25 protein-coding genes are annotated in these 25972 nt (G+C 66.0%); 7 read left to right on the top strand and 18 right to left on the bottom strand.

The window, feature by feature from the left end; translation table 11 throughout:
* Window positions 1-12: 12 nt before the first annotated feature.
* Both dgcA and dgcN read right to left on the bottom strand, forming a co-directional pair.
* Complete coding sequence (dgcA, locus tag P1K30_RS23105; protein ID WP_275635106.1) at window positions 13-1008, bottom strand: N-acetyl-D-Glu racemase DgcA; 996 nt, start codon at window positions 1006-1008, stop codon at window positions 13-15.
* A 73-nt stretch (window positions 1009-1081) separates the two neighbouring features.
* Window positions 1082-2083, bottom strand: coding sequence for an N-acetyltransferase DgcN (gene dgcN / locus P1K30_RS23100; protein WP_275635105.1), 1002 nt, complete (start codon window positions 2081-2083; stop codon window positions 1082-1084).
* 306 nt (window positions 2084-2389) lie between these two features.
* Here dgcN and P1K30_RS23095 point away from each other — a divergent pair, with 306 nt between their 5' ends.
* Window positions 2390-3349 (top strand): L-malyl-CoA/beta-methylmalyl-CoA lyase, encoded by a 960-nt coding sequence (locus P1K30_RS23095; RefSeq protein WP_275635104.1) that lies wholly within the window; start codon window positions 2390-2392, stop codon window positions 3347-3349.
* Between the two features lie 22 nt (window positions 3350-3371).
* Here P1K30_RS23095 and P1K30_RS23090 read toward each other — a convergent pair whose 3' ends face one another.
* Both P1K30_RS23090 and P1K30_RS23085 read right to left on the bottom strand, forming a co-directional pair.
* Window positions 3372-5021, bottom strand: a complete 1650-nt coding sequence (locus tag P1K30_RS23090; RefSeq protein WP_275635103.1) for a calcium-binding protein — start codon at window positions 5019-5021, stop codon at window positions 3372-3374.
* 155 nt (window positions 5022-5176) lie between these two features.
* Window positions 5177-5620, bottom strand: a complete 444-nt coding sequence (locus tag P1K30_RS23085; protein WP_275635102.1) for an Lrp/AsnC family transcriptional regulator — start codon at window positions 5618-5620, stop codon at window positions 5177-5179.
* An 83-nt stretch (window positions 5621-5703) separates the two neighbouring features.
* Here P1K30_RS23085 and P1K30_RS23080 point away from each other — a divergent pair, with 83 nt between their 5' ends.
* Window positions 5704-6303, top strand: a complete 600-nt coding sequence (locus P1K30_RS23080) for a LysE family translocator (protein WP_275635101.1) — start codon at window positions 5704-5706, stop codon at window positions 6301-6303.
* On the opposite strand, the gene P1K30_RS23075 is transcribed toward P1K30_RS23080, so the two are convergent.
* Window positions 6290-7132 (bottom strand): AraC family transcriptional regulator, encoded by an 843-nt coding sequence (locus P1K30_RS23075; RefSeq protein WP_275635100.1) that lies wholly within the window; start codon window positions 7130-7132, stop codon window positions 6290-6292. The two genes, P1K30_RS23080 and P1K30_RS23075, sit on opposite strands and share 14 nt — an antisense overlap.
* A gap of 119 nt (window positions 7133-7251) precedes the next feature.
* Between P1K30_RS23075 and P1K30_RS23070 the strand changes: the two genes are divergently transcribed.
* The 3 genes from P1K30_RS23070 (at window position 7252) to rimK (ending at window position 10597) form a co-directional block, all read left to right on the top strand.
* Window positions 7252-7956: an SDR family oxidoreductase gene (locus tag P1K30_RS23070; protein WP_275635099.1), complete on the top strand. Its 705-nt coding sequence runs from the start codon at window positions 7252-7254 to the stop codon at window positions 7954-7956.
* Window positions 7957-8030: 74 nt separating this feature from the next.
* Window positions 8031-8993, top strand: coding sequence for an acetyl-CoA carboxylase carboxyltransferase subunit alpha (locus P1K30_RS23065; RefSeq protein ID WP_275635098.1), 963 nt, complete (start codon window positions 8031-8033; stop codon window positions 8991-8993).
* Window positions 8994-9211: 218 nt separating this feature from the next.
* On the top strand, window positions 9212-10597 hold the full coding sequence (gene rimK, locus P1K30_RS23060; RefSeq protein ID WP_275635097.1) for a 30S ribosomal protein S6--L-glutamate ligase: 1386 nt from the start codon (window positions 9212-9214) through the stop codon (window positions 10595-10597).
* Window positions 10598-10614: 17 nt separating this feature from the next.
* On the opposite strand, the gene P1K30_RS23055 is transcribed toward rimK, so the two are convergent.
* The 5 genes from P1K30_RS23055 to P1K30_RS23035 form a co-directional block, all read right to left on the bottom strand.
* A complete protein-coding gene (locus P1K30_RS23055) occupies window positions 10615-11256 on the bottom strand; it encodes an MSMEG_1061 family FMN-dependent PPOX-type flavoprotein (RefSeq protein ID WP_275635096.1) in 642 nt (213 codons plus the stop codon).
* Between the two features lie 80 nt (window positions 11257-11336).
* A complete protein-coding gene (locus P1K30_RS23050; protein ID WP_275635114.1) occupies window positions 11337-11942 on the bottom strand; it encodes a pyridoxamine 5'-phosphate oxidase family protein in 606 nt (201 codons plus the stop codon).
* Window positions 11942-12667 carry a lysophospholipid acyltransferase family protein gene (locus P1K30_RS23045; protein WP_275635095.1) on the bottom strand — a complete coding sequence of 242 codons (726 nt, stop codon included), beginning with the start codon at window positions 12665-12667 and terminating at the stop codon, window positions 11942-11944. The genes P1K30_RS23050 and P1K30_RS23045 overlap by 1 nt, the downstream gene beginning before the upstream one ends.
* Entirely contained in the window at window positions 12667-13569 is a 903-nt protein-coding gene (locus P1K30_RS23040; protein WP_275635094.1) for a cell division protein FtsX, read from the bottom strand. The genes P1K30_RS23045 and P1K30_RS23040 overlap by 1 nt, the downstream gene beginning before the upstream one ends.
* A complete protein-coding gene (locus tag P1K30_RS23035) occupies window positions 13566-14243 on the bottom strand; it encodes a cell division ATP-binding protein FtsE (RefSeq protein WP_275635093.1) in 678 nt (225 codons plus the stop codon). The genes P1K30_RS23040 and P1K30_RS23035 overlap by 4 nt, the downstream gene beginning before the upstream one ends.
* Before the next feature lie 167 nt (window positions 14244-14410).
* Between P1K30_RS23035 and P1K30_RS23030 the strand changes: the two genes are divergently transcribed.
* On the top strand, window positions 14411-15463 hold the full coding sequence (locus P1K30_RS23030) for a zinc-ribbon domain-containing protein (RefSeq protein ID WP_275635092.1): 1053 nt from the start codon (window positions 14411-14413) through the stop codon (window positions 15461-15463).
* Between the two features lie 219 nt (window positions 15464-15682).
* Here P1K30_RS23030 and P1K30_RS23025 read toward each other — a convergent pair whose 3' ends face one another.
* The 8 genes from P1K30_RS23025 to aroQ form a co-directional block, all read right to left on the bottom strand.
* Window positions 15683-18286 (bottom strand): TIGR02302 family protein, encoded by a 2604-nt coding sequence (locus P1K30_RS23025; RefSeq protein ID WP_275635091.1) that lies wholly within the window; start codon window positions 18284-18286, stop codon window positions 15683-15685.
* A gap of 36 nt (window positions 18287-18322) precedes the next feature.
* Window positions 18323-19588: a diaminopimelate decarboxylase gene (gene lysA / locus P1K30_RS23020; protein WP_275635090.1), complete on the bottom strand. Its 1266-nt coding sequence runs from the start codon at window positions 19586-19588 to the stop codon at window positions 18323-18325.
* A gap of 86 nt (window positions 19589-19674) precedes the next feature.
* A complete protein-coding gene (locus P1K30_RS23015) occupies window positions 19675-20034 on the bottom strand; it encodes a DsrE family protein (RefSeq protein WP_275635089.1) in 360 nt (119 codons plus the stop codon).
* Between the two features lie 90 nt (window positions 20035-20124).
* Entirely contained in the window at window positions 20125-21513 is a 1389-nt protein-coding gene (locus P1K30_RS23010; RefSeq protein ID WP_275635088.1) for an aminotransferase family protein, read from the bottom strand.
* A gap of 87 nt (window positions 21514-21600) precedes the next feature.
* Complete coding sequence (locus tag P1K30_RS23005) at window positions 21601-22818, bottom strand: MFS transporter (RefSeq protein WP_275635087.1); 1218 nt, start codon at window positions 22816-22818, stop codon at window positions 21601-21603.
* Between the two features lie 203 nt (window positions 22819-23021).
* A complete protein-coding gene (locus P1K30_RS23000) occupies window positions 23022-23798 on the bottom strand; it encodes an HpcH/HpaI aldolase family protein (RefSeq protein WP_275635086.1) in 777 nt (258 codons plus the stop codon).
* Between the two features lie 27 nt (window positions 23799-23825).
* Window positions 23826-24668 carry a shikimate dehydrogenase family protein gene (locus tag P1K30_RS22995; protein ID WP_275635085.1) on the bottom strand — a complete coding sequence of 281 codons (843 nt, stop codon included), beginning with the start codon at window positions 24666-24668 and terminating at the stop codon, window positions 23826-23828.
* A gap of 10 nt (window positions 24669-24678) precedes the next feature.
* Complete coding sequence (gene aroQ, locus P1K30_RS22990; protein WP_275635113.1) at window positions 24679-25113, bottom strand: type II 3-dehydroquinate dehydratase; 435 nt, start codon at window positions 25111-25113, stop codon at window positions 24679-24681.
* Between the two features lie 167 nt (window positions 25114-25280).
* On the opposite strand from aroQ, the gene P1K30_RS22985 reads away from it, so the two are divergent.
* Window positions 25281-25739: a MarR family winged helix-turn-helix transcriptional regulator gene (locus P1K30_RS22985; protein ID WP_275635084.1), complete on the top strand. Its 459-nt coding sequence runs from the start codon at window positions 25281-25283 to the stop codon at window positions 25737-25739.
* Window positions 25740-25972 lie beyond the last annotated feature (233 nt).

The following is a 25972-nucleotide window of genomic DNA, read 5'->3' as shown; positions in this document are numbered from 1 at the left end:
CCTGCGCGCGTGTCAGCCCCACAGCGCCGCCGACGGGGCATGCACGCCCGCGTCGTCGTAGAACATCGGATCCTCGCGGTCGGTCGCCAGCAGCAGCGGCGCGTCAAGATCGACCACCGTCGCCCCCTGCGCCACCAGTTGCGCCGGGGCCATCGCCAGCGACGAGCCCATCATGCAGCCCACCATCACGTCATAGCCTTCCGCCAGCGCCGCCTCGCGCAGCGCCAGCGCCTCGGTCAGGCCGCCGGTCTTGTCCAGCTTGATGTTCACGATGTCATACTTGCCCGTCAGCTTCGGCAGCGACGTGCGGTCGTGGCAACTTTCATCGGCACACACCGGCAACGGGCGGTCGATGCCCAGCAACGCGCCATCGTCCCCGGCAGGCAAGGGCTGTTCCACCATGTCCACGCCAAGCTCGGGCAGAACGCCAGCCATCTCGCGGTAGGTGTCCAGCGTCCAGCCTTCGTTCGCGTCGATCACGATACGCGACTGCGGCGCCCCCTCGCGCACGGCGCGCAGGCGGGCGATGTCGCCCTCGCCGCCCAGCTTGACCTTCAGCACCGGGCGGTGCGCGTTCTCGGCGGCCTTGGCGCGCATGTCGTCGGGTTCGCCCAGCGACAGGGTGAATACCGTGGGCACGGGTTTCGGTTCGGGCAGTCCGGCAAGCTCCCACACGCGTTTGCCAGCGGCCTTCGCCTCCCAGTCCCACAACGCACAATCGACGGCATTTCGCGCGGCGCCTGCCTTCATCGCGGCCAACAGTCCCTGCCGGTCCAGCCCCGCCTTCAACTGCGCCTCGACGGCGCGGATCTCGTCGGTCGAGCTTTCCAGCGTCTCGTTGTAGCGTGGATAGGGCGTGCATTCGCCCCGGCCCACGATCCCGTCGCGTTCGATGGTAACGGTCAGCACCCACGCCTCGGTCCGCACCCACGGCGTCTTGTCTCCGCGCCCCGAGATGACGAAGCTGCCCGCGATCTTGAAGGCGTCCTGCGTGATGTCGAGTTTCATGGCGCGTTCCCTGTCTGTAATAGTTCGGGGGCCATGACGGCCCCCGCTGCTGTCCGGTCGAAGACCCGGCGGATCAGATGGCGTCCAGCGCGTCGGCCAGACGCTCGGCACCCTGACGGAACGGGTCGGCCGTGGGAAGGCCCATCTGCTTCTCGACCTTTTCAAGGTACGACAGCGCCTCGTCCTCGCCCATGCCGGCGGTGTTGATCGACACGCCGACGACCTGACAGGCCGGGTTCGCCACCTTCGCCAGCGGCAGCGCGGTGTCGCGCAGCGTCTCCAGCGTCGGCAGGTCGTAATCCGGCAGACCGCGCATGTGGGTGCGGGTGGGTTCGTGGCACAGCACCAGCGCGTCGGGCTGACCGCCGTGGACCAGCGCCATCGTCACGCCCGAGTACGAGACGTGGAACAGGCTGCCCTGCCCCTCGATCATGTCCCAGTGGTCGTCGTCGTTGTCCGGGGTCAGATACTCGATCGAACCGGCCATGAAATCCGCGACCACCGCGTCCAGCGGGACGCCGTCGCCGGTGATCAGGATGCCGGTCTGGCCGGTGGCGCGGAACGACGACTTCAGGCCGCGTTCCTTCATCACCTTGTCCATCGCCAGCGCGGTGTACATCTTGCCGACCGAACAGTCCGTGCCGACCGCAAGGCACCGCTTGCCCGACCGCTTCTTGCCGTTGGCGATCGGGTATTGCACCGACGGCACGCGCACGTCGTGCAGTTCACGACCGCAGGACTTGGCAACGGCGGCCAGATCGGGTTCGTCGCGCAGCAGATTGTGCAGGCCCGAGGCCAGATCAAAGCCTTCTTCCAGCGCCGCGATCAGCACCTTCTTCCATTCCTGGCTGATCACGCCGCCCCGGTTGGCCACGCCGATCACCAGCGTCTTGGCACCGGCGGCCTTCGCGGCGGCAAGGTCCATGTCCTCGATCTTGAGATCCGCCTTGCAGCCGTCCATCCGGTACTGGCCCAGCGCGTATTGGGGACGCCAGTCCTTGATGCCTTGGGCGACCTTGGCCGCCAGACCGTCAGGGGCATCTCCGAGGAACAGAAGATAAGGGGTCTCGATCATTGCGCGTTTCTCCGTTTTCTGACGACATAGTCTAACGACAGGCATGTCGAGGATGTTTGCCAAGTTCGCCGGTTTGCAGGGCCGGCGCGCAAATCTCTGCGTCGTTTCCCCGAGATGTGCGAAGATTCTCCGGCAGATCGTCGCTTGCTCGAAAGATGTGCAGTTTGAAAACACCGATGCGCGCACGGCTTAGCGCGCGGACCTGCTGCCCCGAGCGGCGGTGTCGAAAAACCGGGTTGCGGACGCGAAGGTAACAATATACCAAGATCTGCGCCGAACTTGAAATCTTATTGCGACGAGGTTCCCATGTCCTTCCGCATACAGCCTGCCGCCCCTGCCTGTCCGAACCGCTGTCAGCTGTTCGGCCCCGGCTCGCGCCCCGCGATCTTCGAGAAGATGGCAGCCAGCGCGGCGGACGTGATCAACCTTGACCTCGAAGACTCGGTCGCGCCCGATGACAAGGTGCAGGCCCGGGCCAACGTGATCGACGCGATCGGCGACATCGACTGGGGCGACAAGACGCTGTCGGTGCGGATCAACGGGCTGGACACGCCCTATTGGTACCGTGACGTGATCGAGGTGGTCGAGAAGGCGTCGCACCGGCTGGACCGCATCATGATCCCCAAGGTGGGATGCGCCGCCGACCTGTACGCGGTCGACGCGCTGGTCACGGCGGCGGAACGCGCCACGGGCCGCGAGAAGCCGATCAAGTTCGAAGTCATCATAGAAAGTGCAGCCGGTATCGCGCATGTGGAGGACATCGCCGCCGGCTCCCCGCGCCTTGAGGCCATGAGCCTCGGCGCGGCCGATTTCGCCGCCTCGATGGGGATGCAGACCACCGGGATCGGCGGCACGCAGGAAGACTATTACATGGTGCGCGAGGGCCAGCGGTACTGGCCGGACCCGTGGCACTGGGCGCAGGCCGCCATCGTCGCCGCCTGCCGCACCCACGGCGTTCTGCCGGTCGACGGCCCGTTCGGCGACTTCTCGGACGACGATGGGTTCATCGCCCAGTCGCGCCGGTCCGCCACGCTGGGCATGGTCGGCAAATGGGCCATCCACCCCAAGCAGGTCGCCTTGGCGAACGAGGTCTTCACCCCGTCCGCCGAGAAGGTCACCGAAGCGCGCGAGATCCTTGCCGCGATGGAAGACGCCAAGGCCAGCGGATCGGGCGCGACGGTCTACAAGGGCCGGCTGGTCGACATCGCCTCGATCAAGCAGGCCGAGGTGATCGTGCGCCAGGCCGAGATGATCGGCGCCGCCTGACCGGGTCGGGCGGCGCGGACCGTCACAGAAGGAAATCGCTTTCGGTCACGCCGGTCACCAAATTCAGCTCGATGCGCATATCGGTGCCGCCGTCGCCATCGGCATCCACGAAAACGATGGTATCGCCATAGCTGTTCTCGTTGGTCCGGATGCTTGGTCCCGACCCTGTATAGGCCCCAAGGATCGACAGGTCGAACGTCCCCGACAGCATTTCGGTGAAGTCCAGAACGTCGGTCCCCGGCGTGAAGTCCAGCACGATATCAGAACCGCCAGAGGGGCTGTCGGACACCCGGCTGAACACGAAGCTGTCCTGCCCCTCGCCGCCGGTCATCGTGTCAGAGCCAAGCCCGCCCTTCAGCGTGTCGTTGCCGTCGTTGCCCAGCATGATGTCGCCGCCGAGCCCGCCGAACAAAAAGTCGTCGCCTTCGCCGCCGTCCATGATGTCGACCCCAGCGCGGCCCAGCAGGATGTCGTCGCCCGCGTCGCCGTCCAGCACGTCGTCGCCGCGTCCGCCATCCACGGTATCGTTGCCGGCGCCGCCCGACAGCGTATCGCGCGACCCCTCGCCCGAAATGTCGTTTTCGCCCGTGTTGCCGACCACCACGTTCTTTGAACTGTTGCCCGTCCCGTCGATGTCGGTCGCCCCGATCAGCGTCAGGTTCTCGACGAAATCGCCAAGCGTGAAGTCGACCGAGGCATAAACCGTGTCCACCCCGCCGCCCGGCGCTTCGAAGACGAACGTGGTGCTGTCGTCGACCCAATAGCTGTCGGCCCCGCCGCCGCCGTCGACAACGCCGATCAGCGTGCCGCCGCGACCGTCGTACACGTCGTTGCCGTCACCCAATTCGATCCGGCCTTCGATGACGCCGGTGTTGTAAATCATTTGCGTGGCTTCATCGCCCTCGATTGCAAGGCCGCCGCCTGCAACGCGGATCTCGCCGGAATTCGAAAGCTCCAGCACAGCCGCGTCGCCGTCACCATAAAGCCCAACGCCGACCACTTGCGCAAAGATGAGACCCGAATTCTGGGCGGTGGCTGAAGTGCTTACGTTGGTGAGGGTAATGCCGGTCCCTCCAGCCAAGGTGCCAGCATTTACGACCTGTGTATCATCGCCACTCACATAAATAACGGCGCTTTCGTCGCTGCCTTTCATAGACCCGTAATTCAACACGCGCGCGTCGTCGCCGATCACCCCCGCCGCGTAGTAGTCGCGGGACGTCACTTCCCCATGATTGATTACTACGTTGCCCTCGCCTACGAAATACGCTGCGGCAGATGACGCGGTAAGCTCGCCGTAATTGACCAGCGACGAGAGCCTGGCGCGCACATCCACGCCTTCGCCGTTCATTCCCGTGATGCTTCCATGGTTGACGATATCGTGGCCCGAGTCATTGACCGAGTCTCCGAAAAGCTGAATCCCGTCGCCGCCGGCGTTCACCGACGCGTTCGCGCTGATCACGATGTCGAAGTCGTACGTGCCGGAATACGAGACGATGCCGTCGTCCCCCGCAAAGATGTCCCCCTCGAGGAAATATTCCAAGTTATCGAAATCAACAGCGTCGAACCCGTCCAGGTCTGACGCTACGTAAAAGCCTTCCCGCGTATACCAGGTGTCACCGCTTGCCGAGACGACGATCCCCGTCGTCGAGCTTCCCGTGTGCTGCACTGCCATGATTGCCTCCTTAAAAAATGCCCGCGAAACGGGCCATTGCCAAACCGGCAAATCGCCGGATCAAATCGGCGCGGATCTTAGACCCGAGGCGGCAAAAAAGCTGGTATGGGTTTCCGGACTAGCGCCGTTAAGTTGCATGTTAAGCACATGCAGCCTCAGGCCCGTTCGTCCTTCGGGCTGCCCATGATGACGTAAGTGGTGATCGCGCTGACCATCGGCTGGGCCCCCAGCACCTCGCGGTGAAAATGCTGGTAAGCCGCAAGGTCGGTGCACTCGATCCGCATCAGGTACTCGATAGTACCGGTTGTGTTGTGCAATTCGCGGACCTCCGGCGCCCGCCGCATCGCGCGCTCGAACGCGTCCAGCGCCGCCGATCCGTGGTTCGACAGCCCGACACCGACATAGGCCGTGAAGCCGTGGCCAAGCTGAACCGCGTCCAGCACGGCGCGGTAGCCTTTGATGATGCCCGAGCGTTCCAGTTCCTGCACCCGGCGCAGGCAGGCAGAGGCAGACAGCCCGACCTGCGCGGCAAGGGTGATGTTGCTGATGCGCCCATCACGAGACAGAATGCGCAATATAAGCTCGTCGATGCGGTCCATGACCGATAATAGTTGTGATTTCTCCGTACAAGGCAATGCAAATCGCAACCCTGTGCGGCCTAAGCCGTGGAATATTGCGGCCCATGGATACCGCATACCTTCCCGCCCTCGCGCTGTTCGCGCTGGTTCAGACCGGAACGCCCGGCCCGAACAACCTGATGCTGCTCGCGTCTGGTGCGAACTTTGGCTACCGCCGCACGATCCCCCACATCCTTGGGATCGCGGCGGGCGTAGCGGTGATGAACCTGCTGGTGGGTCTTGGACTGGCCCGCGCGTTCGACCTGTTCCCGGCGCTGCACACGATCCTGACCGCGCTTAGCGTGACCTACTTGCTGTGGCTGGCGTGGAAGATCGCCAATGCAGCCCCGCCCGAACACGGCGCGGCCGAGGGGCGGCCAATGACCAGCCTGCAGGCGGCGCTGTTCCAGTGGGTGAACCCGAAGGCGTGGACGATGGTTCTGGCGGCGATCACGCTGTACGCGCCGGGGCGGGATCTGCCCGCGATCGGACTGGTCATCGCCACCTTCGCGGTGATCTCGCTTCCGGTGATCAGCCTGTGGGCCGCCGCCGGACAACAGGCCCGGCGGCTTCTGGACAAGCCCGCCCGCATCCGCGCCTTCAACTGGACGATGGCGGGGCTGCTGGTGCTGTCCCTGATCCCGGTCCTGCTTACCGCGACCTGAGCGGCACACAGACCTCTGTCAGCAGGTCCTCTGGCGCGGTGTCGACGGGGGCATTCAGATAAATCTCGACCGGCGGGTGATCGCCCAGTTCCTCGCCCGCATCGGGCAACCATGTGCCGTACAGGTGGGCATAGGCCGCCTTCAGCCCCGGATACGGGCCCTTGTAGTGCATCACAGCATAGCGCCCGCCGGGCAAACGCAGTTCTTCCAGCGGCGCATCCACGGCAGCGCCGTCATCGACGCTGATCCCCGCGAAGCTGCGCAGGTCGGGCTCGGCCACCGCATCGGGGTCGTCGTAGTAGACGCCGATCATCTGGCTGCCATGCGGCCACAGCGCGCGGGTCGCGAACAGCATCGCGCATTTCTCGAACTTTTCGGCGACGTCCATGTAGTCGCCCCGATGAGGGAGGCCGGCAAGGCGGCGGGCGGGCTGGGTCATGATCTCGATGGGAAACACGGGGTAGGTTCCTTTCTGTGGCTTCAGAAGCGGCGACCGAAATTCGCCGCGGTTTCGGAACGCCCCGGGCGACATGCCGAACGCCTCGCCGAAAGCCCGGTAGAAGCTTTGCTTGCTGGCGTACCCCGCCCGCTCGGCCACCGTGTCCAGCGTCCAGTCGGAATGGATCAGCCAGCCGGCGGCGCGGTGCAGGCGCAGCCGCCGTACCGCCTGCGCGCAGGTCTCGCCGGTCATCGCGCAGAACACGCGGTGCCAGTGAAATCGCGACATCGCGGCGACGTCGGCCAACGCGTCCAGCGACAGGTCGCCCGCGGGGTTGTCGTGGATATAGTCCAGCACCCGCAGCAGCCTGTCCTCGTAGCGTCCCGCCATGTCATGTCCTCCGGTTCGTTCCGGCGCCGTTGTGCCCTGCCCCGTGTTCGCAAATCTTGCCGACTTGCAGCCCCGCGCGCGAGGTGCAACTTTCCCGCCGTCGCAGAGGAGGACACAACATGACCGAGCAGAAAGTAGCACTGATCACCGCCGGGGGCTCTGGCATGGGCGCCGACGCGGCACGGCGGCTGGCGTCGGATGGCTTCTGCGTCGCGATCCTGTCGTCCTCGGGCAAGGGAGAGGCGCTGGCAGAGGAACTTGGCGGCGTCGGCGTGACGGGCAGCAACCTTGACCCCGCGACGCATCAGGCGCTGGTCGACCGCGCGATGCAGGCATGGGGCCGCATCGACGTGCTGGTGAACTCGGCGGGCGACGGGCCGAAGGGCGGCGTTCTGGATATCACGGACGAGGACTGGCACCGCGGGATGGAAGCCTACTTGCTGAACGTGATCCGCCCCTGCCGTCTGGTCGTGCCGATCATGGCCGAGACCGGCGGCGGCGCGATCGTCAACATCTCGACCTTCGCCGCCTATGAACCCGACCCCCGGTTCCCGACTTCTGGCGTGTTCCGCGCGGCGCTGGGGAATTTCACCAAGCTGCTGGCCGACAAGCACGGCCCGGACAACATCACGGTGAACAACATCCTGCCCGGCTTTATCGACAGCCGCCCCCACAACGACGAACGGCTTGCGCCGGTCCCCTTGGGCCGCGCCGGGACGATGGCAGAGGTGTCGGGGCTGATCTCGTATCTGGCCGGACCCGAGGGGCGCTATGTCACGGGGCAGAACCTGCGCATCGACGGCGGCATCACGCGCGGCGTGTGACGCCGTTCCGCCCGTTGCAAAGAACGCCCGGCAACGTCATATAGCCCGCAACCGCTCACTCGCAGGGACCATACATGACCCACTACCTCGAATTCGAAAAGCCGCTTGCCGAGATCGAAGGCAAGGCCAACGAACTCCGGGCGCTTGCGCGCACGGGTGAGGGCATGGATGTCGAGAAAGAAGCCGCCGCGCTGGACGAGAAAGCCGCGGCAATGCTCAAGGATCTGTACAAGAACCTGATCCCGTGGCGGAAATGCCAAGTGGCCCGGCACCCCGACCGTCCGCACTGCAAGGACTATATCGAGGCGCTGTTCACTGAGTATACGCCGCTGGCCGGCGACCGGAACTTTGCCGACGACCACGCCGTGATGGGCGGTCTGGCCCGGTTGGGGGACCGACCCGTCGTGGTGATCGGCCACGAGAAGGGCAACGACACGAAAAGCCGGATCGAACGCAACTTCGGCATGGCGCGCCCCGAAGGCTATCGCAAGGCGATCCGCCTGATGGACCTTGCCGACCGCTTCAACCTGCCGGTCATCGCGCTGGTCGACACGCCCGGCGCCTATCCCGGCAAGGGCGCGGAAGAACGCGGCCAGTCCGAGGCGATCGCCCGGTCCACCCAGCGTTGCCTGCAGCTTGGCGTTCCGATGATCTCGGTGATCATCGGCGAAGGGGGCTCTGGCGGCGCGGTGGCCTTCGCCACGGCGAACAAGGTCGCGATGCTGGAACACTCGATCTACTCGGTGATCTCGCCCGAGGGCTGCGCGTCGATCCTGTGGAAAGACGCCGAGAAGATGCGCGAAGCCGCCGAGGCGCTGCGCCTGACGGCGCAGGATCTGTCCAAGCTGGGCGTGATCGACAAGATCATCCCGGAGCCGCTGGGCGGCGCCCACCGCGATCCGCTTGCCGCGACGGATGCCGTTCGCAAGTCGCTTGAAGCGATGCTGAAGGATCTCGACGGCAAGGACCGCGATGCGCTGGTGAAGGCCCGGCGTAAAAAATTCCTGTCGATCGGATCGAAAGGGCTGGCGGCCTGACGCCGGTCCGATGGGGGCGCTGCCCCCGTCGCTGCGCGACTCCCCCGAGGTATTTCGGAAGAGAAGAAGCAGGCGGCTTTCGTGCCTGCGGCGCCGGATTTCATGAAATCGTCATGGCGCGTGCTACATGTCTCTGGCAACAGGGCCGCCTTCAGGCGTGTTGAATCCGTGCCGCCGCGTTGTGGCGCGCAAAGACAATCTATTCGCGAGGACGTGACATGACAGGGTTTACCTTGGGCTGGGAAGAATGGCTTGCGTTGCCCGAGCTAGGGCTGCCGGCGGTGAAGGCGAAGGTCGACACCGGCGCGCGGACGTCGGCGCTTCATGCCTTCGCGATCGAACCCTTCGGCCCCGCCGACAAGCCGATGGTCCGCTTCGGTATCCATCCGAACCCCGACGACCCGAAGCTGGAGATCATGTGCTCTGCCCCGCTGAAGGACCAGCGCGAGGTGACCTCTTCGAACGGCGAGACCGAGTATCGGTATGTCATCGAAACCGACATCGCCATCGGCGGTCGCAGCTGGCCGATCGAGATTTCGCTGACCGACCGCAGCGGCATGGCCTACCGGATGCTGCTGGGCCGCTCGGCGCTGCAGGACGACGTGCAGGTGGCCCCGTCCGCAAGTTTCCAGCAGCCCGAACTGAGCTTTGACGAATACCGTGCGATCCCGCGCTCGAAATGGACCAAGCGCGTGCTGCGCATGGCGATCCTGACGCGCGAGCCGGACAACTATTCCAGCAAGCGGCTGGTCACCGCCGCCGAGGCACGCGGCCACACGATGGAGGTTATCGATACCTCGCGCTGCTACATGCACATTCAGGGTGTCGGCGGCGAAGTGCATTATGACGGCCGCAAGCTGCCGCATTACGACGCGATCATCCCCCGCATCGGCGCGTCGATCACCAACTACGGCACCGCCGTGGTCCGCCAGTTCGAAGGAATGGGCACGTTCTGTCTGACCGGGTCCGAGGGGATCTCGGTCTCGCGCGACAAGCTACACGCGCATCAGGTGCTGGCGCGCCACCGGATCGGGATGCCCGACACCGCATTCGCCCGTAGCCCGAAGGACTCCAAGAACCTGATCAACCTCGTCGGCGATGCGCCGGTGATCCTGAAGCTGCTGGAAAGCACGCAGGGCAAGGGCGTGGTTCTGGCCGAAACGCGCAAGGCCGCCGACAGCGTGATTTCCGCCTTTCGCGGGCTGCGGGCCGATTTCCTTGTGCAGCATTTCGTCAAGGAAGCCTCGGGCGAGGACATTCGCTGCGTCGTGCTGGGCGGCAAGGTCGTCGCGTCGATGCGGCGGCAGGGGACGCCGGGCGACTTCCGGTCGAACCTGCATCAGGGCGGCACCGCGACCGCGGTCAAGATCACCCGGCAGGAACGGGAAACCGCGCTTCGGGCCGCCAAGGCGATGCGGCTGGACTTTGCGGGCGTTGACCTGCTGCGCAGCGACAACGGCCCGAAGGTGCTGGAGGTGAACTCGTCCCCCGGGCTCGAGGGCATCGAAAAGGTCACCGGGCAAGAGATCGCGACGCGGGTCATCGAACATATCGAGAAAAAGCTGGGCACCCGCACCGTGCGGGCTGCGGCGCGGGCGCGCTGATCCGTCGACCCACGGGGTCAGGACAGCCGCGTTTCGCCATCGCGCTTCACGATCGCGTCCATCTCCGCCACCGAGTCGGACAGGGCGCCGTGGGCCACCATCATCTCTGCCAGTGTTGGGATCGTCTCTCGCGCGGGCCAGCCGTCGGCGTCCCAGACCCCGCCGCGCACGAACGCCTTGGGGCAGTGGCACAGCACGCGGTTGACCTTGATCAGCAAGGCAGATTGCGCCGGTTTGCCCTGCACCGAGAGCGTCTCGCACAGCGCCGTGTCCCGCACCAGCCGCGCCTCGCCAGAGATGCGCAGGGTATCGCGATGGCCGGGGATGACGCAGATCAGCCCGACTTGCGGGTCGCGCAGGATGTCCTCGAAGGCGTCGGTCCGGTTATTCCCCATGCGGTCGGGCAGCGCCAGCAGGCGGGGCGACAGGACGTGCAGGAACCCCGCAGGGTCGCCGCGCGGGCTAAGGTTGATCTGCCCGTCGGCTCGGCGCGTGGAAAGAAACACCAGCGATGTCGCCGCCAGAAACCGTTCCGCCAACGGGTCGATATGGTCGATGACCTTGTCGCTGACATAGCGCGACGGCATCTTGTAGTGCTGCCGCAACTGTTCCGGCGACGTGATCGCCTCGTCCACCTCGTATCCGAAAACTGACGGCATCCGCCCTTCCTTCCGTTGGGTCACCCTTGGAACGATGACACGGAAAGGCCGCGCATGGCCAGTTCCGAGACGGCAAGCAGCTACCAGAGACGGGGCTTGGCGTATTCCGGATAGGTGCGGTCGTAGGCTTCGCCATCGAAGCCCGCGTCGACCTCTTTCACGAAATCGCCGGCGGTCGGCACCGTCTTGCTTTCATCGCCACGAGACCAAAGCCCCGACCGGATCAGCGCCTTGGCACACTGGAAATAGATCTCGGCGATCTCGACCACGATGGCCGACCGCGGAAGCCGGCCCTTGCGTTCGAAGGTTTGCAGCAACGCCGGATCGGCGGTGATGCGGCCAGTGCCGTTGACGCGCACGACGTTCTGCGATCCCGGGACCATGAACATCAGCGACAGGCGCGGATCGCGGACAAGGTTGCGCAGGCTGTCGATCCGGTTGTTGCCGCTCCAGTCGGGCAGCGCGAGGGTATGCGCGTCCAGTTCCGCCACCACCGGGCCGTCGTCGCCGCGCGGGCTGGCGTCGGTGCCTTCGGGGCCCACGGTCGACAGGACGCAGAACCGCGACGCCATGATCCACTTGCGGTACATCGGCGTCAGCTGCGGCACGACCTTCTTCAACGACCGGTCCGCTGGCGGCTCTGGATACAGCGCCTCGAGCGCCGCGAGATCCTGAATGTAATCCATCATTTTAGCTCCAGCTGAAATCCGGCCTCGGCCAGAAGGCTGTTCGAGGCGGTTTCGACCTCGGACTCCAGCCTGTGCATGTAAGTGGGGCGGTCCAGCCCGGCCTCTATCCGCGGCAGGAATTCCAGCACGGCAAGACCCGGCTTGCGATAGATCCCGGTGCGCGCCCAGAACAGGCCCACGTTGGTGGCGGCGGGCACGCAATCCTGACCGAGTTGTTCGTACAGCACGGCGCTGCCGACCTTGTACTGCATCGAGACACCGGGCGCGACGCGGGTGCCCTGCGGATAGATGATCAACTGCCCCGGCAGCGCCGCGCCTTTCTCGACATCGGCCATCATGCGCGCGACTGCGGCGCCGCGCTTGCCGCGGTCGACCGGAACACAGCCGATCCGCAGGGCGAACCAGCCAAGGATCGGCGCCCATTTCAGTGACTTCTTCATGATGAACTTCGGGCGCGGCAGGACCGAGCACAGCATGATGATGTCGAGGAAGGACTGGTGCTTCGACGCGATCAGAACCTCGTCGGTGGGCACGGCTCCCCGGATCTCGGTCCGAAGCCCCACGATCCAGCGGGCCGACCACCGCACATAACGGCAGTAGGTGTGGATCCCGTCATAGGCCCCCTTGGGCGACCGGATGGCGGGGATGATGAACCACGCCGCAAGAACGGCCATCGCAAGGTACATCTGGATCACGAAGATCAGCGAGCGGATCCATTGCATCACATCAACTCCCGCAGGGTCCGGAAAGCCGCCGCCCGGGTGGCGGCGAAGGCGACTGCTGCCGCCAGAAGCGGAATGACCAGCGGCCACAGCCAGTGCCAGCCCTGAAACCCAAGCCCGGTCAGAAACCCGCCCTCGACAGACGCGGATGGAAGCAGGGCGACGGCCACCATGCCCGCCGCCGTCCCGGCCGCCGCGCCGGTCACCGCGCGCAGGGTAAAGCGCCGCACGAAGGCGCGGGCGATATAGACGTCGCGCGCGCCGACCAATCGCAGGACGCGGATCACCTGCGCGTTCGCCGCAAGCGCGGCGTTCGCGGCCAGCGTGATCATCGCCGCCGTCGCAGCGCCGATCAGCAGGATCGACAACAGGCCAAGCGTTCGCAGCCGGTTGGCCGCCGTGACCAGCGGACGTCGCCACCGGGTGTGGTCGTCCAGTACCGCGCCGGGCGCCTCGGCGGTCAGCCGCAGGCGCAGGCCCTCGGGGTCATAGCCGTCGCCGTCTTCGATCACCTCGATCAGACGCGGCACCGGAAGCGCGTCGATCGGCAGGTCCGGGCCGAACCACGGCTCAAGCAAGCCGCGCTGTTCCTCGTCCGTCAGAATGCGCACCTCGGCGATACCGGGGGTCGTCTCCAACACCTGCACCGCGGCGCGGACTTGCGCGTCCTCCTGCCCCGCCGGGGCAGAGATCCGGACGGTCGCGGTGCGGGCCAGTTCGTTGCCCCAACTTGTCGCCAAACGCCCCGTCGCCAGAGACAAGGCCAGCGCGAACACCGCAAGGAAGGCCATCGCCCCAGAGGTGAACAGCGTCAGCCACGCGGTGTGGCCGGTGGGCGGCACCACGCGGTCGGCCTGCCCGTCGCCGCGCGCGGCGCTGACGATATCGCCGATCACGCTCATAGGTCTGCCCCTGCAAGTTGAAGCTGCCGGTCGCGAATTCGCAGCACCCGCGCCTGCACCTGTGCCTTGGCCGACCGGATCAGGTTCAGGTCGTGCGTCGCGATCACGATGGTCTTGCCCATCCGGTTCAACTCGACCAGCAGCGTCAGCAGCCGCAGCGACATTTCCCAGTCGATGTTCCCGGTGGGTTCGTCGGCGATGATGATCTCGGGCGCCATGATGACCGCGCGGGCCAGCGCCGCGCGCTGCCGTTCGCCGCCGGACAGTTCTGGCGGCAGCGACCCCGCCTGCGCCGACAGGCCGACCCACGACAACAGGTCGGTCAGGTTCGCCTCTCCGGTGGCCGAGTCCCGGCCGGACACGGTCAGCGGCAGCGCGACGTTCTCTTCAACCGACAAGTGATCGAGAAACTCGCAATCCTGATGAACCACGCCGACCCGCCGCCTCAGCCGGGCGATGTCGTCGCGACCAAGATTGCGCACATCCTGACCGAAGGCCGAAACGCGGCCTGCCGTTGGCAGAAGATCCCCGTAACAAAGCTTGAGAAACGTCGTCTTGCCGGCGCCGGACGGCCCCGTGAGGAAGTGAAACGATCCCGGCTGCAAGGTCAGACTGATCCCGGATAGAAGCTCGCCGCCGCCGTAACTGTAGGACACGTCTTCGAGCTCGATCACGCAGGCACCCCAATCTGTGTTAAGACTGCGGCTCTTTTGCCGAAATTGGCCATAGGTTGCAATCACGCCCGGCGCAAAAGCTTTGAATTGCCCCAAGGGACTGGTACACCCTGTGGAAAAGCGGAAGGGATCGTGAGGTACCTCTGGGGCGATCCGAAAGGGACGTTATGCGGCTGATTTGCCCGAACTGCGGCGCGACATACGAAGTTGACGCGGGATTGGTCCCGCCTGCGGGACGGGACGTCCAGTGTTCGAACTGCGGTCACGGCTGGTTCCAGCACCCCGAAGGTGAGGACCCGCACGAGGACGAAGACACGCTTGCGTCGGCCTTCGCAGCGGACGTCGCGGCTGTCGACCGCGACGAACCGGAAGATGTTTCCGTCGACTTTCCCGAAACCGACGCTGGCAACGACCCGACGCGGGCCCGCGCCACCTACGACGACGATTACGAGGAAGACTACGAGGACGAAGCCACGTCTGGCATCGCTCCGGCGTGGGATACCCCGGAAGACGACGACGAGGACGAGGACGAAGCGCCTGCGGACACCGAGGACGACGAGGACCCGGACGGCGACCCCTACCCCGACGATTCCGATGACGAAGACTACGACGAGGACGAGGACGACGCAGAGGACGATCCGCAGACCGATCCGGCCGGGGCCGCGCCGCACCACCGGCGCGAGCTAGAGCCCGGCATCGCCGACATCCTGCGCGAAGAGGCCGAGCGCGAAGCCGCCGCGCGCCGCGCCGAGTCCAGCGACGATCTGTACTCGCAGCCCGATCTTGGGCTGGACGAGGATGACACCCCCGAGGACCGGTCGCCTGCCGCCCGTGGCCGGGTGGCGCGGATGCGCGGGCACGGGGCCGACGCGCCCGACGACTCTGCCAGCAACCGCAGCGGCCTGCTTCCCGACGTGGACGAAATCAACTCGACCCTGCGCGGGCAGGACGAGCGTGACGACAGCGGCGCGATCCCGGACATGGCACCGCCACCGCAGGCCGAAACAGGCATGAGCTTCAAGTCGGGCTTCCTGATCGTGGTGATCATCGTCGCGATACTGGTCGCGGTCTATGCCTTGGCACCCAACATCGTCGACGCGGTCCCGGCGGCGGAACCGTCGCTGCGCGCCTATGTCGACGCGGTGAACCAGCTTCGGCTGGTGGTGAACGGCGGCATCGAAAGCCTTATTGCCAAAATCAACGGCCTGATCGGCGGCTGATACCGCGCACGGCCTGCCGCTTCCGGTGCAGTGTGGGCATGGCGACCTGCGTGGCTTCACCGTGGCCTAGGCTTTTACGTCAGTCGTTGAAGAATGGCGTCCGTATGGTCGTGCGCAGCCATAGTCCCGATATAATCAGCACCACTACCGGGAAGCCGCCGAAGTCGGGTCGACAGGCTCGACAGTGTGCAGCCCAAGGGTCGAGAGCCTGACCGTCGATCAGAAGCGGTCCAGCAGACGCCGCAGGTAGTCCAGCTCTTCTTCGGGGCGCGACTGTTCGGCGGACCGGCGGCGCAGTTCCTCTAGCAACTCGCGCGCGCGGCCATAGATGTCGTCGCCTTGAAGCATTTCCTCTTCGGTGCCGATCTGGCCGTTGCCACCGGGTTCGCGGCCCAGCGGATCTCGGGACTGGCTGTTGTCGGCCTGCCCCTGCGCCTCGCCCTGCTGGCCTTGGTTGTTCTGCTCTTGGGCCATCATCTCACCAAGGTTGCGCATGCCTTCGCGCAGCGCCTCGATGGCGTCGGACTGGTTGTCCAGCGCGCCCGCAAGGTCATCGTTGCGCAACGCTTCCTCTGCCTCGTCCATCGCGCGGCCCGCGCGGTCCAAAGCCTCGCCTGCGGCATCGCCTTCGGGGGTGCCGGCGCCGGGCATATTGCCCCGCTGGCGATCCAGTTCCTCGCGCAGGGCACGCTGGCGTTCGGCAAGCGCGTCGCCGTCAAGCTCGCCCTGCCCTTGCCCTTGGCCCGACCCGTCAGATCCGTTCGGCGGGCCGCTTTTACCCTGCCCCTGTCCTTGGCCCTGACCGTCGCCCTGCTGCTGCCCATCGTTGCCCTGCTGGCCGTCCTGACCGCGTTCGCCCTGCTGGCCGTTCTGGTTCTGGCCGAACTGGTCCTGAAGGTCGCCGAAGGTCTCGTCGCTAAGATCCTGCTGGTCCCGCAGCATCTCGCCCAGCCCTTCCATCGCTTCCTGACCGGGCGAGCCTTGGCCCTCGCCCTCGGTGACTTCGAGGTTCTCCAGCATCTGCGACAGGCGCTCCATGAGCTCCATCGCCTCGTCCATCCGGCCTTCTTCCATAAGCTGCTGAAGGCGTTCCATCAGCGCCTCGATCTGGTCGCCGGTGATCTCCTGCCGTTCGCCCTGCGCCTGCTCTTGGCCGTCCTGGTTCTCGCCATTCTGGCGCTGCTGCTCGGCCAGTTGGCGCATGTACTCTTGCGTGGCTTCGCGCAGTTCGCGCATCAGTTCGGCGATCTCTTCGTCGGTGGCGCCGTTGCGCATCGCCTCTTCCAGACGCTCGCGCGCCTCGCGCAGGCGTTCCAGCGCGTCGGACAGGCTGCCGTCCTCGATCAGAACCGCAAGATCCCACAACAGCTGCGCGATCTGGTCGCGCTGATCCTCGGTCATGCCATAGCGATTGAACAGCTCCAGCTCGCGCTGAAGGTCGCGCAGCTTCAGATAGTTGGTCTCGGAATCGAACACGTCGTCCGGCTGATAGCTGACGGCCCGCAGCACCTGCGCAACGCGGCGCCCGTTCTCGTCACGGTTCCACAGCATGTCGCGGCGCATCTCGATGATGGCGTTCGCAAGCGGGTCGAAGAAGCGGCGGCCCGGCAGAACCACCTGCGCCGGTTCGGACCGGCCCTCCTGCCCAAGATCGTCGGTGGCGTAGAAAACCATCGTGACCGGCAGCGTCGCCCACGGATGCTGCGAGAGGTTCTCGATCAGCACTTCCTCGAACCCGGCGCGGTCGCCGGAAATCGTCATCGGCAGGTCAAGCGTGATCGGCTCGCGCGGTTCGGGATCGGGCGCCAGCCCATAGCGGCGGTCGATGGACGCAAGGTCCAGCGTGATCTCTGCCCGACCGGACACGACGCCATAGTCATCGCTGACCGAGAAGGTCTGGCGCATCTCACCCGACAGCCCACGCTCGGGATCGCCAAGGATCGTAACCTCGGGGGCGGTGTCTGCGGTGACGCTGATGTCCCATGCGGTGCCGTTCGCGCCTTCGATGGCGATGCGACCGGCCTGCGTGACCTCGAAGCTGTGCGACGCGTCGCTGGCGGCAGGGATCTCGGCGGTGCGGCCCGACACGGTTTCGGTCACGGTCAGGTCACCGACGTCGCCGTACAGGCGGATCGTCACGCGGCTGGCTTCCGGCACCTCGAAGCTGCCGGCGCGAATGTCGTTCAGGTACAGCGACGGCTTGCCGGTATAGGCGGGCGGTTCGACCCAGCCTTCCCAGCTGGGGCCCTGCGCGACGGTGTTGGTTCCGCCGGGCACGGCCTCGGACACGGTGGCCACCGACAGGAACGACCCGAACAAAAGCGCCACGGCAAAGGCCAGCGCGGCGACGAAACGCAGCGCATAGGGGTCGCGGTCGGCGATGCGAAGATTGGGTTCGACGGCGCGGGCGGACGCCGCGCGTTCGGCCATGCGGGCGACGTGCGCCTTCCACACGGCCTGACTGGCGGCGTCGGTGGAACCGATGGCCTGCGTGTCGGCAAGAGCCGAGATCGGGCGCCCCGGAAGCGTGCGGTCCAGCCGGTCCAGCGCCTCGGCCCGCGAGGGCCAGTGGAACCGGCGGATGCCGTACCAAAGCGTGGCGATCAGACCGGCCGCGCCCACGACGAACAAGCCCCAGGTGACTTCCAGCGGCAGGCTTTCGTGCACCCCCAGCATCAGCGCGGCCAGCGCCAGAAGCAGGACCGTCCACAAAGGCCAGAACGACCGCAAAGCACGCTCGGCGACCATGCCCGTGCGGGTCAGGGTCAGCGGCCAGCGCAGACGGTCGAGGGCGGAGTCAGAAAGCTTCGTCGTCTCGGTCATGTACCCGTGCCAGTGGTTGTTGCGCGGGATCGCGCCTTACAACCATGCAGGCACCTTATCGCGCGCGATGATTTCGTCAAAGGAAGGTCGCGGGCGGATGACGGCAAATTGATCTTCGTGAACCAGCACTTCGGGGATCAGCGGCCGCGTGTTGTACTCGGACGACATGACCGCGCCATAGGCTCCGGCCGACCGGAATGCCACAAGATCGCCGGGCGCGACCGGGGGCATCTGGCGCTGCTTGGCAAAGGTGTCGCCGGATTCGCAGATCGGGCCGACGATGTCGTAGGGCGCGTACTCGACGCCCGCCACGGGTTCCTTCACCGGCACGATGTCGTGGTGGCTACCATACATCGCGGGACGGATCAGGTCGTTCATCGCACTGTCAAGAATAAGAAAATCGCGGCCCTCGCCGGATTTCACGAAGATCACGCCGCTGACGAGGATGCCCGCGTTGCCAGCGATCAGGCGGCCTGGCTCGATCTCGACCTCGCAGCCGGTGGGGCCGACGACCTCTTTCACCATCTCGCAATAATCGGTGGGCAGCGGCGGCGCCGCGTTGGATCGCTCGTAGGGGATGCCAAGTCCGCCGCCAAGGTCCAGACGACGGATGTCGTGCCCTTCGGCCCGAAGCTGTTCGGTAAGCGACACGACCAGATTGTAGGCATCGCGGAAAGGCTGCAGGTCGGTCAGCTGGCTGCCGATGTGCACGTCGATTCCCACCACGTCCAGCCCCGGCAGCGCGGCGACCTCGGCATAAACCTCGCGGGCGCGGGCGATCGGGATGCCGAACTTGTTCTCTTTCTTGCCGGTCGCGATCTTCTCGTGCGTCTTGGCATCGACATCGGGGTTCACGCGCACGGTCACGGGGACGGTCACGCCCATCGACGCCGCGACCTCGGACAGCAGCCGCATCTCGGGCTCGCTTTCAAGGTTGATCTGGCGCACGCCGCCTTCCAGCACCTGCCGCATCTCTTCGCGGGTCTTGCCGACGCCCGAGAACACGATGCGGTCGCCGCTGAAGCCCGCCGCCTTCGCCCGCGCGTATTCGCCGCCCGACACCACGTCGACCCCGGCGCCAAGCTGTTCCAGCACCTTCAGGACGGCTTGGTTCGAGTTCGCTTTCATCGCGTAGCAGACAAGGTGCGGCACGCCGTCCAGCCCTTCGTCGAACAGCTTGAAATGCCGCGTCAGCGTGGCGGTGGAATAGACGTAGAACGGCGAACCCACCGCAGCCGCGATGTCCGGAACGGGAACGTCCTCGGCGTGCAGGATGCCGTCACGGTACAGAAAATGGTCCATCGCCCAAAGCCTTTCGCTGATGCCCGCGCGTCATGGCAAAAAGGCGGGGGCGATGCAATGGACCTTGGGACGGTGCGCGGCGCTGGCTAGTAGCACAGCACCGTGTCCGCCGCGGCAGCCGCCTGCACCAGCCGGTCGGGCATGGCGAAACTGGCGTTTAGACCGTCAAGCAGCGCATCGTCATAGCCGCGGGCCTTCGCGGATTTTCCCGACACAAGAAAGGGCGTCCCCGCCTCGGCATGGCGGTCAAGGTGCGCGCCGATCACGCCGGTGCCCTCGCCCTCCAGATCGCGGTTCGCGGGGGCCAGCAGGTGCACCCCGTCACCGGCAAGGAAGACGGTGACATCGTGGCCCTCGTCCTTCGCGGCCAGTGCAACCAATAGGCCCAGCGTCGCCTTGTTTGGGTCGGCGTGCCCGGTGTGGATGTGGATCAGAAATGTCGCCATCGGCTCCTCCCTCTGTCGCCCGGCGGTCTGCCTTGTCCCCAACTCCCCAAGGGACACCGGGCGGCGCGGGGCCGCCCGGTCGTAGCAAGCTTAGCCGAAAACCTCGGTCAGCGCACCGTCGATGGCGTCGGTGATCTTGTCGATCTCGGCCGGGGTGACGATCAGCGCCGGGCTCAGGCACAGCGTCGTGTTCATCCCCGGCAGCGACCGGTTGGTGCAGCCGATGATCACGCCGCGCACCATCGCGCCCGCGACAACGGCCTGCGCCTTCTTTTCCTCGACCGGCTGTTTCGTCTCGCGGTCGGCCACCAACTCGGCACCACAGAACAGGCCCTTGCCGCGCACATCGCCGATCACGGCGTGCTTTTCCTTCAGCTTTTCGAGGTTGCCCATCAGCCGCTCGCTCATGGCAAGGCAGTTGTCGAGCAGGTTCTCGTCCTCGATGATGCGCATGTTTTCCAGCGCCGCAGCCGGGCCCGCGGTGCAGCCGCCGAAGGTCGAGATGTCGCGGAAGTAGGACATCGGATCGCTGGCGTCGTCCTTGAACATCTCGAAGACCTTCTCGGTCGTCACGGTGCAGGAAATCGCGGCGTAGCCGGACGCGACACCCTTCGCCATCGTGACGAAATCCGGCTCGACGCCCCAGTTCTGATAACCGAACCACGTGCCGGTGCGGCCCAGCCCGCAGACCACCTCGTCGATGTGCAGCAGGATGTCGTACTTGCGGCAGATCTCTTGCACGCGGGGCCAGTACCCCTCGGGCGGGACGATGACGCCGCCGCCGGCGGTGACCGGTTCAAGGCAGATGGCGCCCACGGTATCGGGGCCTTCGCGCAGGATCACCTCTTCGATGGCATCGGCGGCGCGGCGGCCATAGTCGGCGCCGGATACGTCGTCCCACTGCTTGCGGTACTCAAGACAGTGCGGCACCCGAACGAAGCCATCGGGGAACGGACCGTACAGCGCGCCGCGCTCGTCCTGTCCACCAGCGCCAAGACAGGCGATGGTCGTGCCGTGATAGTCGCGGTCGCGGTACAGGATCTTCCACTTCTTGCCGCCGTGGAATCGCTGCGAGATCTGGCGGACCATCTTGAACGCCTTCTCGTTCGCCTCGGACCCGCTGTTGGAATAGTAGACCCGGCTCATGCCCGGCATCTTCTCCAGAAGCTTCTCGGCGAACAGCGCGCCGGGCACGGACCCCATCGAGCCGCCGAAGAAGTTCATCTTCACCAGTTGGTCGCGCACGGCGTCGGCGATGGTCTCGCGGCCGTAGCCGACGTTCACGGTCCAGACGCCGCCGGACACGGCGTCGATGTATTCCTTGCCGGTGGCGTCCCAGACCTTCACGCCGCGCCCCTCGACGATGACGCGGGGGTCGACCGTTTCGTAAGGCTTGTGCTGGGTCAGGTGGTGCCAGACGTGGGCGCGGTCGGCCGCGACCACGTGGGACAGGTCGTTGGGGGTCAGGTTCACGTTCATCTTCGGCCTCCGGTTTATCTGGGTCGCGTGGGGTCTAGCAGGCGGGTGCGCCGGACGGCGCGTCTGAATACGACATCTCGCAGGTGCTCAGGCATGGGCAAGCCCCGCCCGGCGCCGCGTGGTGAAGAAAATGTAACCGACGATCGCGAGGTTCAGAAGGTTCCACGCGATCCCGTTCAGGAAGGCCATCGTGTAGCTGCCGGTCTGGTCGTAGATCCACCCTGACAGCCAGCCGCCCAGCGCCATCCCAAGGATGGTCGCGCAGATCACGAAGCCGACGCGGGCACCGGCCTCGCGCGCGGGCATGTATTCGCGGATGATCACGGCATAGCTTGGCACGATGCCGCCCTGGCTAAGACCGAATACAAGCGACACCGCATAAAGCGACGCCATGCCCCCCGCCGGCAGGTACAGCAGCAGCGCGATGCATTGCAGGGTCGAACCGACCATCAGCGTCATCACGCCGCCCAGCCGGTCGGCCATCACGCCGGAGACGAAGCGCGAAAGCACCCCGCCCCACAGCATCAGCGACAGCATCTCGGTGCCGACCGCCGGGCCATAGCCAAGGTCGGTGCACAGCGCCACGATATGAACCTGCGGCATCGACATCGCCACGCAGCAGCCGACCCCGGCCACCACCAGCGCCCATTGCAGCACGGCCGGTGACAGGTTGACCCGCCCGCGGTTGAGGCTGGAGACCGCGTCGGATTCGGCCTGCGCCTCTGGCGGCACCCGGCGCCGCAGGGCCAGCGCGCCGGGGATCATCAGCGCGAGGGTCGCAACCGACAGGGTCAGGTAAACGGCCGACCAGCCGCGGTCGACCAGCACATCGGACAACAGCCACGGCCAAACCGCACCGGACAGGTAGTTCCCCGCCGCCGCGATCCCCACCGCGACGCCGCGCCGACGCAGGAACCACTGCGAAATGTCGGCGATCAACGGCCCGAAACTCGCCGCCGTGCCGAACCCGATCAGCAACTGGCAAAGCGAGAGCATCAGTATACCGGTACTTGCCGACGCCAGCGCGAAGCCTGCGGCGTTGGACACGGCGGCAACAAGCAGCACACGCGTGACACCGAACCTGTCGATCGCACGGCCCAGCAGCAGGTTGCCCAGCGCATAACCGACCATCGTCAGCGTCCACGGCAGCGAGGCGTCGGCGCGGGACACGTCGAACTGCACCTCGACCGAGGGCAGCACCATGATCACCGCCCACATCCCCACGTTCCCGATCGACGCGACGGCCAGCGTGATCGCCAGCCGGGTCCAAGAGTATTTGGTATCGAGAAGGGACGCAGTGCTCATGCGCGGACGCTAGGCGGCGGCGGCGGCAATGTCCAATGCCCGTCACCTTGGCAATGAACGCGGCGGCAGGTGGCGCGCAAAAGGGGGCGCTGCCCCAGTCGCACCGAAGGTGCGCATCAACGGGAGCGTAAGGGGGCTCTGCCCCCGTCGCTGCGCGACTCCCCCGAGGTATTGTGGAAGAGAAGAAGGCCCCAGTGCGCCGCCTAGCTTTTCAGCCGGTCCTGCCACGCCTTGGCGCGAGCCAGCGCGCCGCGGCGCAGGATGGTCACGTCGAGGTCCACGGCGGTGAAGACCGAACCCGCGTCCACCATTTCCTCAAGCAGCGAGTCGTCCGGCGACAGGAAGCCAGCCGGTTTGCCTGCGGCGCGGATGCGGCGGATGGCGTCGGCGCAGGCGCGGCGGACCTCTGGGTGGCCATTCTGGCCGATATAGCCCAGCGAGGCGGCCATGTCGGCTGGCCCCACGAAGATGGCGTCGACACCCGGCACGGCGGCGATCTCTTCAAGCCGGTCGACAGCTTCCTTGGTTTCGATCTGCACGATCAGGCAGATCTCGTCGCGCGCCTTCTTGCCGTAATCGGCGACCGCGCCCCAGCGGCTGGCGCGCATCACGCCCGCGACGCCGCGCATCCCGTCGGGCGGATATGTGACTGCCGCCACTGCCAGCGCCGCCTCTTCCGGGGTCTGGATGTAGGGGATCATCACCGTCTGGGCGCCCGCGTCGAGGAACTTCTTGATCTGCAGCGGGTCAAGGCCGGTGGGCCGCACAGCGCAGGACACGTCATAGGGGGCCGCGGCCTGAAGCATCGGCTGTACGTTCAGCGGATCCATCGGAGAGTGTTCGGTGTCGAACATCATCCAGTCGTAGCCGGTGTTCGCCAGCATCTCGGCCATCGCGGGATCGGGGATCGAGCACCAGATGCCGACCTGCGGCGTCCCCGCAAGGATTGCTTCCTTAAACCGGTTTTTCGGAAATTCCATCGTGTCGCTCCTCCCAGCGTGTGTTCGTTAATACGTTAACCGTGACACGCGGCGGAGTACATCCGGCGTCGTCGTCGGCAGGCCGAAGAATTCCAGATAGGCCGGGATCTGCTCGAACAGCATGTCGGACCCGACCTGCGTGGCGCAGCCTTGGGCGCGGGCAGCGGCAAGAAATGCGGTTTCCTCGCGCTTCATCACCACCTCGCCCACGAAGGTCGAGGGGGCGATGCGCGCCACGTCCACCGGCATCGGGTCGCCCTCGTTCATGCCCAGCGGCGTCGCGTTCACCACGATGTCCCATCCTTCGGGATCGTTCGACCCGGTCGAGACCGCGACGTCCGGGTAGCTGTCCGACAGCCGCCCGGCCAAGCGATCCGCCGCCGCGCCGTTCACGTCATACAGCCCCAGCCGGGCCAGCCCCGCCCCGGCAAGTGCGGCAGCGATGGCCGAGCCCACACCGCCCGAACCGACAACCAGCGCCGAGCGCCCCGCGATTCCGCAGCCCTTGCGCAGCAGCCCGCGCGAGAAGCCTTCGCCGTCGAACATGTCGCCCAGCAGGCGCCCATCATCGCCGCGTTTTACCGCGTTGCAGGCGCCGCAGACCCTGACCGCCGCCGACATCTCGTCCAGCAGGTCCACCGCCGGCACCTTGTGCGGCATGGTGATCAGCGCGCCGGTGAAGTTGGTCAGCCGGGCCACCATGCGCATGAACTGCGGAAAGTCGGCGGGCCCGCAGCCCATCGGCACCACCACGCAATCCACGCCCTGTTCCTCGAAGAACGGGTTGTAGATCATCGGCGCGCGGAAGCTTTCCGTCGGCACACCGAGGTGGGCGATGATCTTCGTGTGTCCGGTAATCAACTGGGTCATCGGGTCGGCCTCAGGCGGCCAACGTGCAGACGCGGCGCACGGCGGCCTCGTAGCCCTCGATCCCCAGCCCGGCGATCACGCCGTCGGCGCGCATCGACACATAGGAATGGTGCCGGAAGCTTTCGCGCTTGTGGACGTTCGAGATGTGGATCTCGATCACCGGACCCTCGAAGGTGTTCAGCGCGTCCAGCACCGCGACCGACGTATGGGTCAGCGCGGCAGGGTTGATGACGATGCCGCAGGCCTGCTCGCGCGCTTCGTGGATCCAGTCGACGATCTGGCCCTCCCAGTTCGACTGCATCAGCTTCAGATCGAACCCGTCCGCCAGCACCGCGCGGCAGTTGCGCTCGACGTCGTCCAGCGTGTCGTGGCCGTAGATCTCGGGCTGGCGCTTGCCCAGAAGGTTCAGGTTGGGTCCATTCAGGATGTAGATCGTCTTGGCCATGTCGTCCCTCGTCATGCGCCGTCGCGGCGCTTTGTCCGCCGAATAGCACATCCCGCCGCCGGCGCCATCCCGCCAGCGCAGAACAGGCTTGCCGCAGCGCAAGGTGCCATGCCACAACCGCGACCCAGAAGTTCACACGCAAACGGTTTCGGGAGGCGGAAGCGCAGATGACCGGCGACGGGACGCAACGCTTTGGCGTGTTGACAGAGATGTCCGGCTTTCTGCTGTCTTTGGCGCAGGCACATGTCTATCGGCTGGACGAAGCTCTGGACACGCTGGAGGGGCTGACAACGGCCCAGCTGTCGGTGCTGACCGTGATCCACGAGAACCCCGGCATCCGCCACGGCGAGGTCGCCGAGATGCTGATGATCAAGCTGGCCTATATGACCAAGTTGCTGAAGGGGTTCGAGGCCTCGGGCTGGGTGGAGCGCCGGTCCGATCCGGCCGACCGCCGCGCGATCCACCTGTCGCTGACGCCGGCTGGCCAAGGGGTGGTCGAACGCACCCTGCCCGTCCTGCTGGCCCATGACGCGGCGCGGCCAAACGGCCTGACACCGCGCGAGATGGGGCAGATGAAACGGCTGCTGGCCAAGTACCTGGAGCTGCCCGTAACGGAACAGCCCTGACAGAGGCGCGCGTCAGCTGTCGATGGTGGCCGAGATGCGCGCCTGCGGAACGGCCGGGATCGAGCCCTGAGCGGGAAACAACCCTTCGCGCGATTTGAAAGCCGGTTCGTCCAGTTGCCGTGCGATCTTCGGCGGGTCCCGGGGGGCTCCGCCCGTTCGCCCCTCAAAAGGTCCCCCGGACCTTTTGCCGCCCAAGGGCGGGCCGGGGGGCTCCGCCCGTTCGCCCCTCAAAA

Origin of the sequence: Psychromarinibacter halotolerans (genome assembly GCF_029168315.1) — a bacterium.
Lineage (GTDB): Bacteria > Pseudomonadota > Alphaproteobacteria > Rhodobacterales > Rhodobacteraceae > Psychromarinibacter > Psychromarinibacter halotolerans.
This window is presented reverse-complemented; position numbering and strand designations above follow the sequence as displayed.

Bases quoted from the DNA above. Each gene is read 5' to 3' on its own strand.
- P1K30_RS23000 (WP_275635086.1), bottom strand. From the start codon at position 23,798: ATGGAATTTCCGAAAAACCGGTTTAAGGAAGCAATCCTTGCGGGGACG.
- P1K30_RS23085 (WP_275635102.1), bottom strand. From the start codon at position 5,620: ATGGACCGCATCGACGAGCTTATATTGCGCATTCTGTCTCGTGATGGG.
- P1K30_RS22995 (WP_275635085.1), bottom strand. From the start codon at position 24,668: ATGACCCAGTTGATTACCGGACACACGAAGATCATCGCCCACCTCGGT.
- rimK (WP_275635097.1), top strand. From the start codon at position 9,212: ATGACAGGGTTTACCTTGGGCTGGGAAGAATGGCTTGCGTTGCCCGAG.
- P1K30_RS23075 (WP_275635100.1), bottom strand. From the start codon at position 7,132: ATGGCGGGACGCTACGAGGACAGGCTGCTGCGGGTGCTGGACTATATC.
- dgcA (WP_275635106.1), bottom strand. From the start codon at position 1,008: ATGAAACTCGACATCACGCAGGACGCCTTCAAGATCGCGGGCAGCTTC.
- P1K30_RS23030 (WP_275635092.1), top strand. From the start codon at position 14,411: ATGCGGCTGATTTGCCCGAACTGCGGCGCGACATACGAAGTTGACGCG.
- P1K30_RS23055 (WP_275635096.1), bottom strand. From the start codon at position 11,256: ATGCCGTCAGTTTTCGGATACGAGGTGGACGAGGCGATCACGTCGCCG.
- P1K30_RS23050 (WP_275635114.1), bottom strand. From the start codon at position 11,942: ATGGATTACATTCAGGATCTCGCGGCGCTCGAGGCGCTGTATCCAGAG.
- P1K30_RS23025 (WP_275635091.1), bottom strand. From the start codon at position 18,286: ATGACCGAGACGACGAAGCTTTCTGACTCCGCCCTCGACCGTCTGCGC.
- P1K30_RS23080 (WP_275635101.1), top strand. From the start codon at position 5,704: ATGGATACCGCATACCTTCCCGCCCTCGCGCTGTTCGCGCTGGTTCAG.
- P1K30_RS23070 (WP_275635099.1), top strand. From the start codon at position 7,252: ATGACCGAGCAGAAAGTAGCACTGATCACCGCCGGGGGCTCTGGCATG.
- P1K30_RS22985 (WP_275635084.1), top strand. From the start codon at position 25,281: ATGACCGGCGACGGGACGCAACGCTTTGGCGTGTTGACAGAGATGTCC.
- lysA (WP_275635090.1), bottom strand. From the start codon at position 19,588: ATGGACCATTTTCTGTACCGTGACGGCATCCTGCACGCCGAGGACGTT.
- P1K30_RS23040 (WP_275635094.1), bottom strand. From the start codon at position 13,569: ATGAGCGTGATCGGCGATATCGTCAGCGCCGCGCGCGGCGACGGGCAG.
- P1K30_RS23065 (WP_275635098.1), top strand. From the start codon at position 8,031: ATGACCCACTACCTCGAATTCGAAAAGCCGCTTGCCGAGATCGAAGGC.
- P1K30_RS23010 (WP_275635088.1), bottom strand. From the start codon at position 21,513: ATGAACGTGAACCTGACCCCCAACGACCTGTCCCACGTGGTCGCGGCC.
- P1K30_RS23090 (WP_275635103.1), bottom strand. From the start codon at position 5,021: ATGGCAGTGCAGCACACGGGAAGCTCGACGACGGGGATCGTCGTCTCG.
- aroQ (WP_275635113.1), bottom strand. From the start codon at position 25,113: ATGGCCAAGACGATCTACATCCTGAATGGACCCAACCTGAACCTTCTG.
- P1K30_RS23045 (WP_275635095.1), bottom strand. From the start codon at position 12,667: ATGCAATGGATCCGCTCGCTGATCTTCGTGATCCAGATGTACCTTGCG.
- P1K30_RS23095 (WP_275635104.1), top strand. From the start codon at position 2,390: ATGTCCTTCCGCATACAGCCTGCCGCCCCTGCCTGTCCGAACCGCTGT.
- P1K30_RS23005 (WP_275635087.1), bottom strand. From the start codon at position 22,818: ATGAGCACTGCGTCCCTTCTCGATACCAAATACTCTTGGACCCGGCTG.
- P1K30_RS23015 (WP_275635089.1), bottom strand. From the start codon at position 20,034: ATGGCGACATTTCTGATCCACATCCACACCGGGCACGCCGACCCAAAC.
- dgcN (WP_275635105.1), bottom strand. From the start codon at position 2,083: ATGATCGAGACCCCTTATCTTCTGTTCCTCGGAGATGCCCCTGACGGT.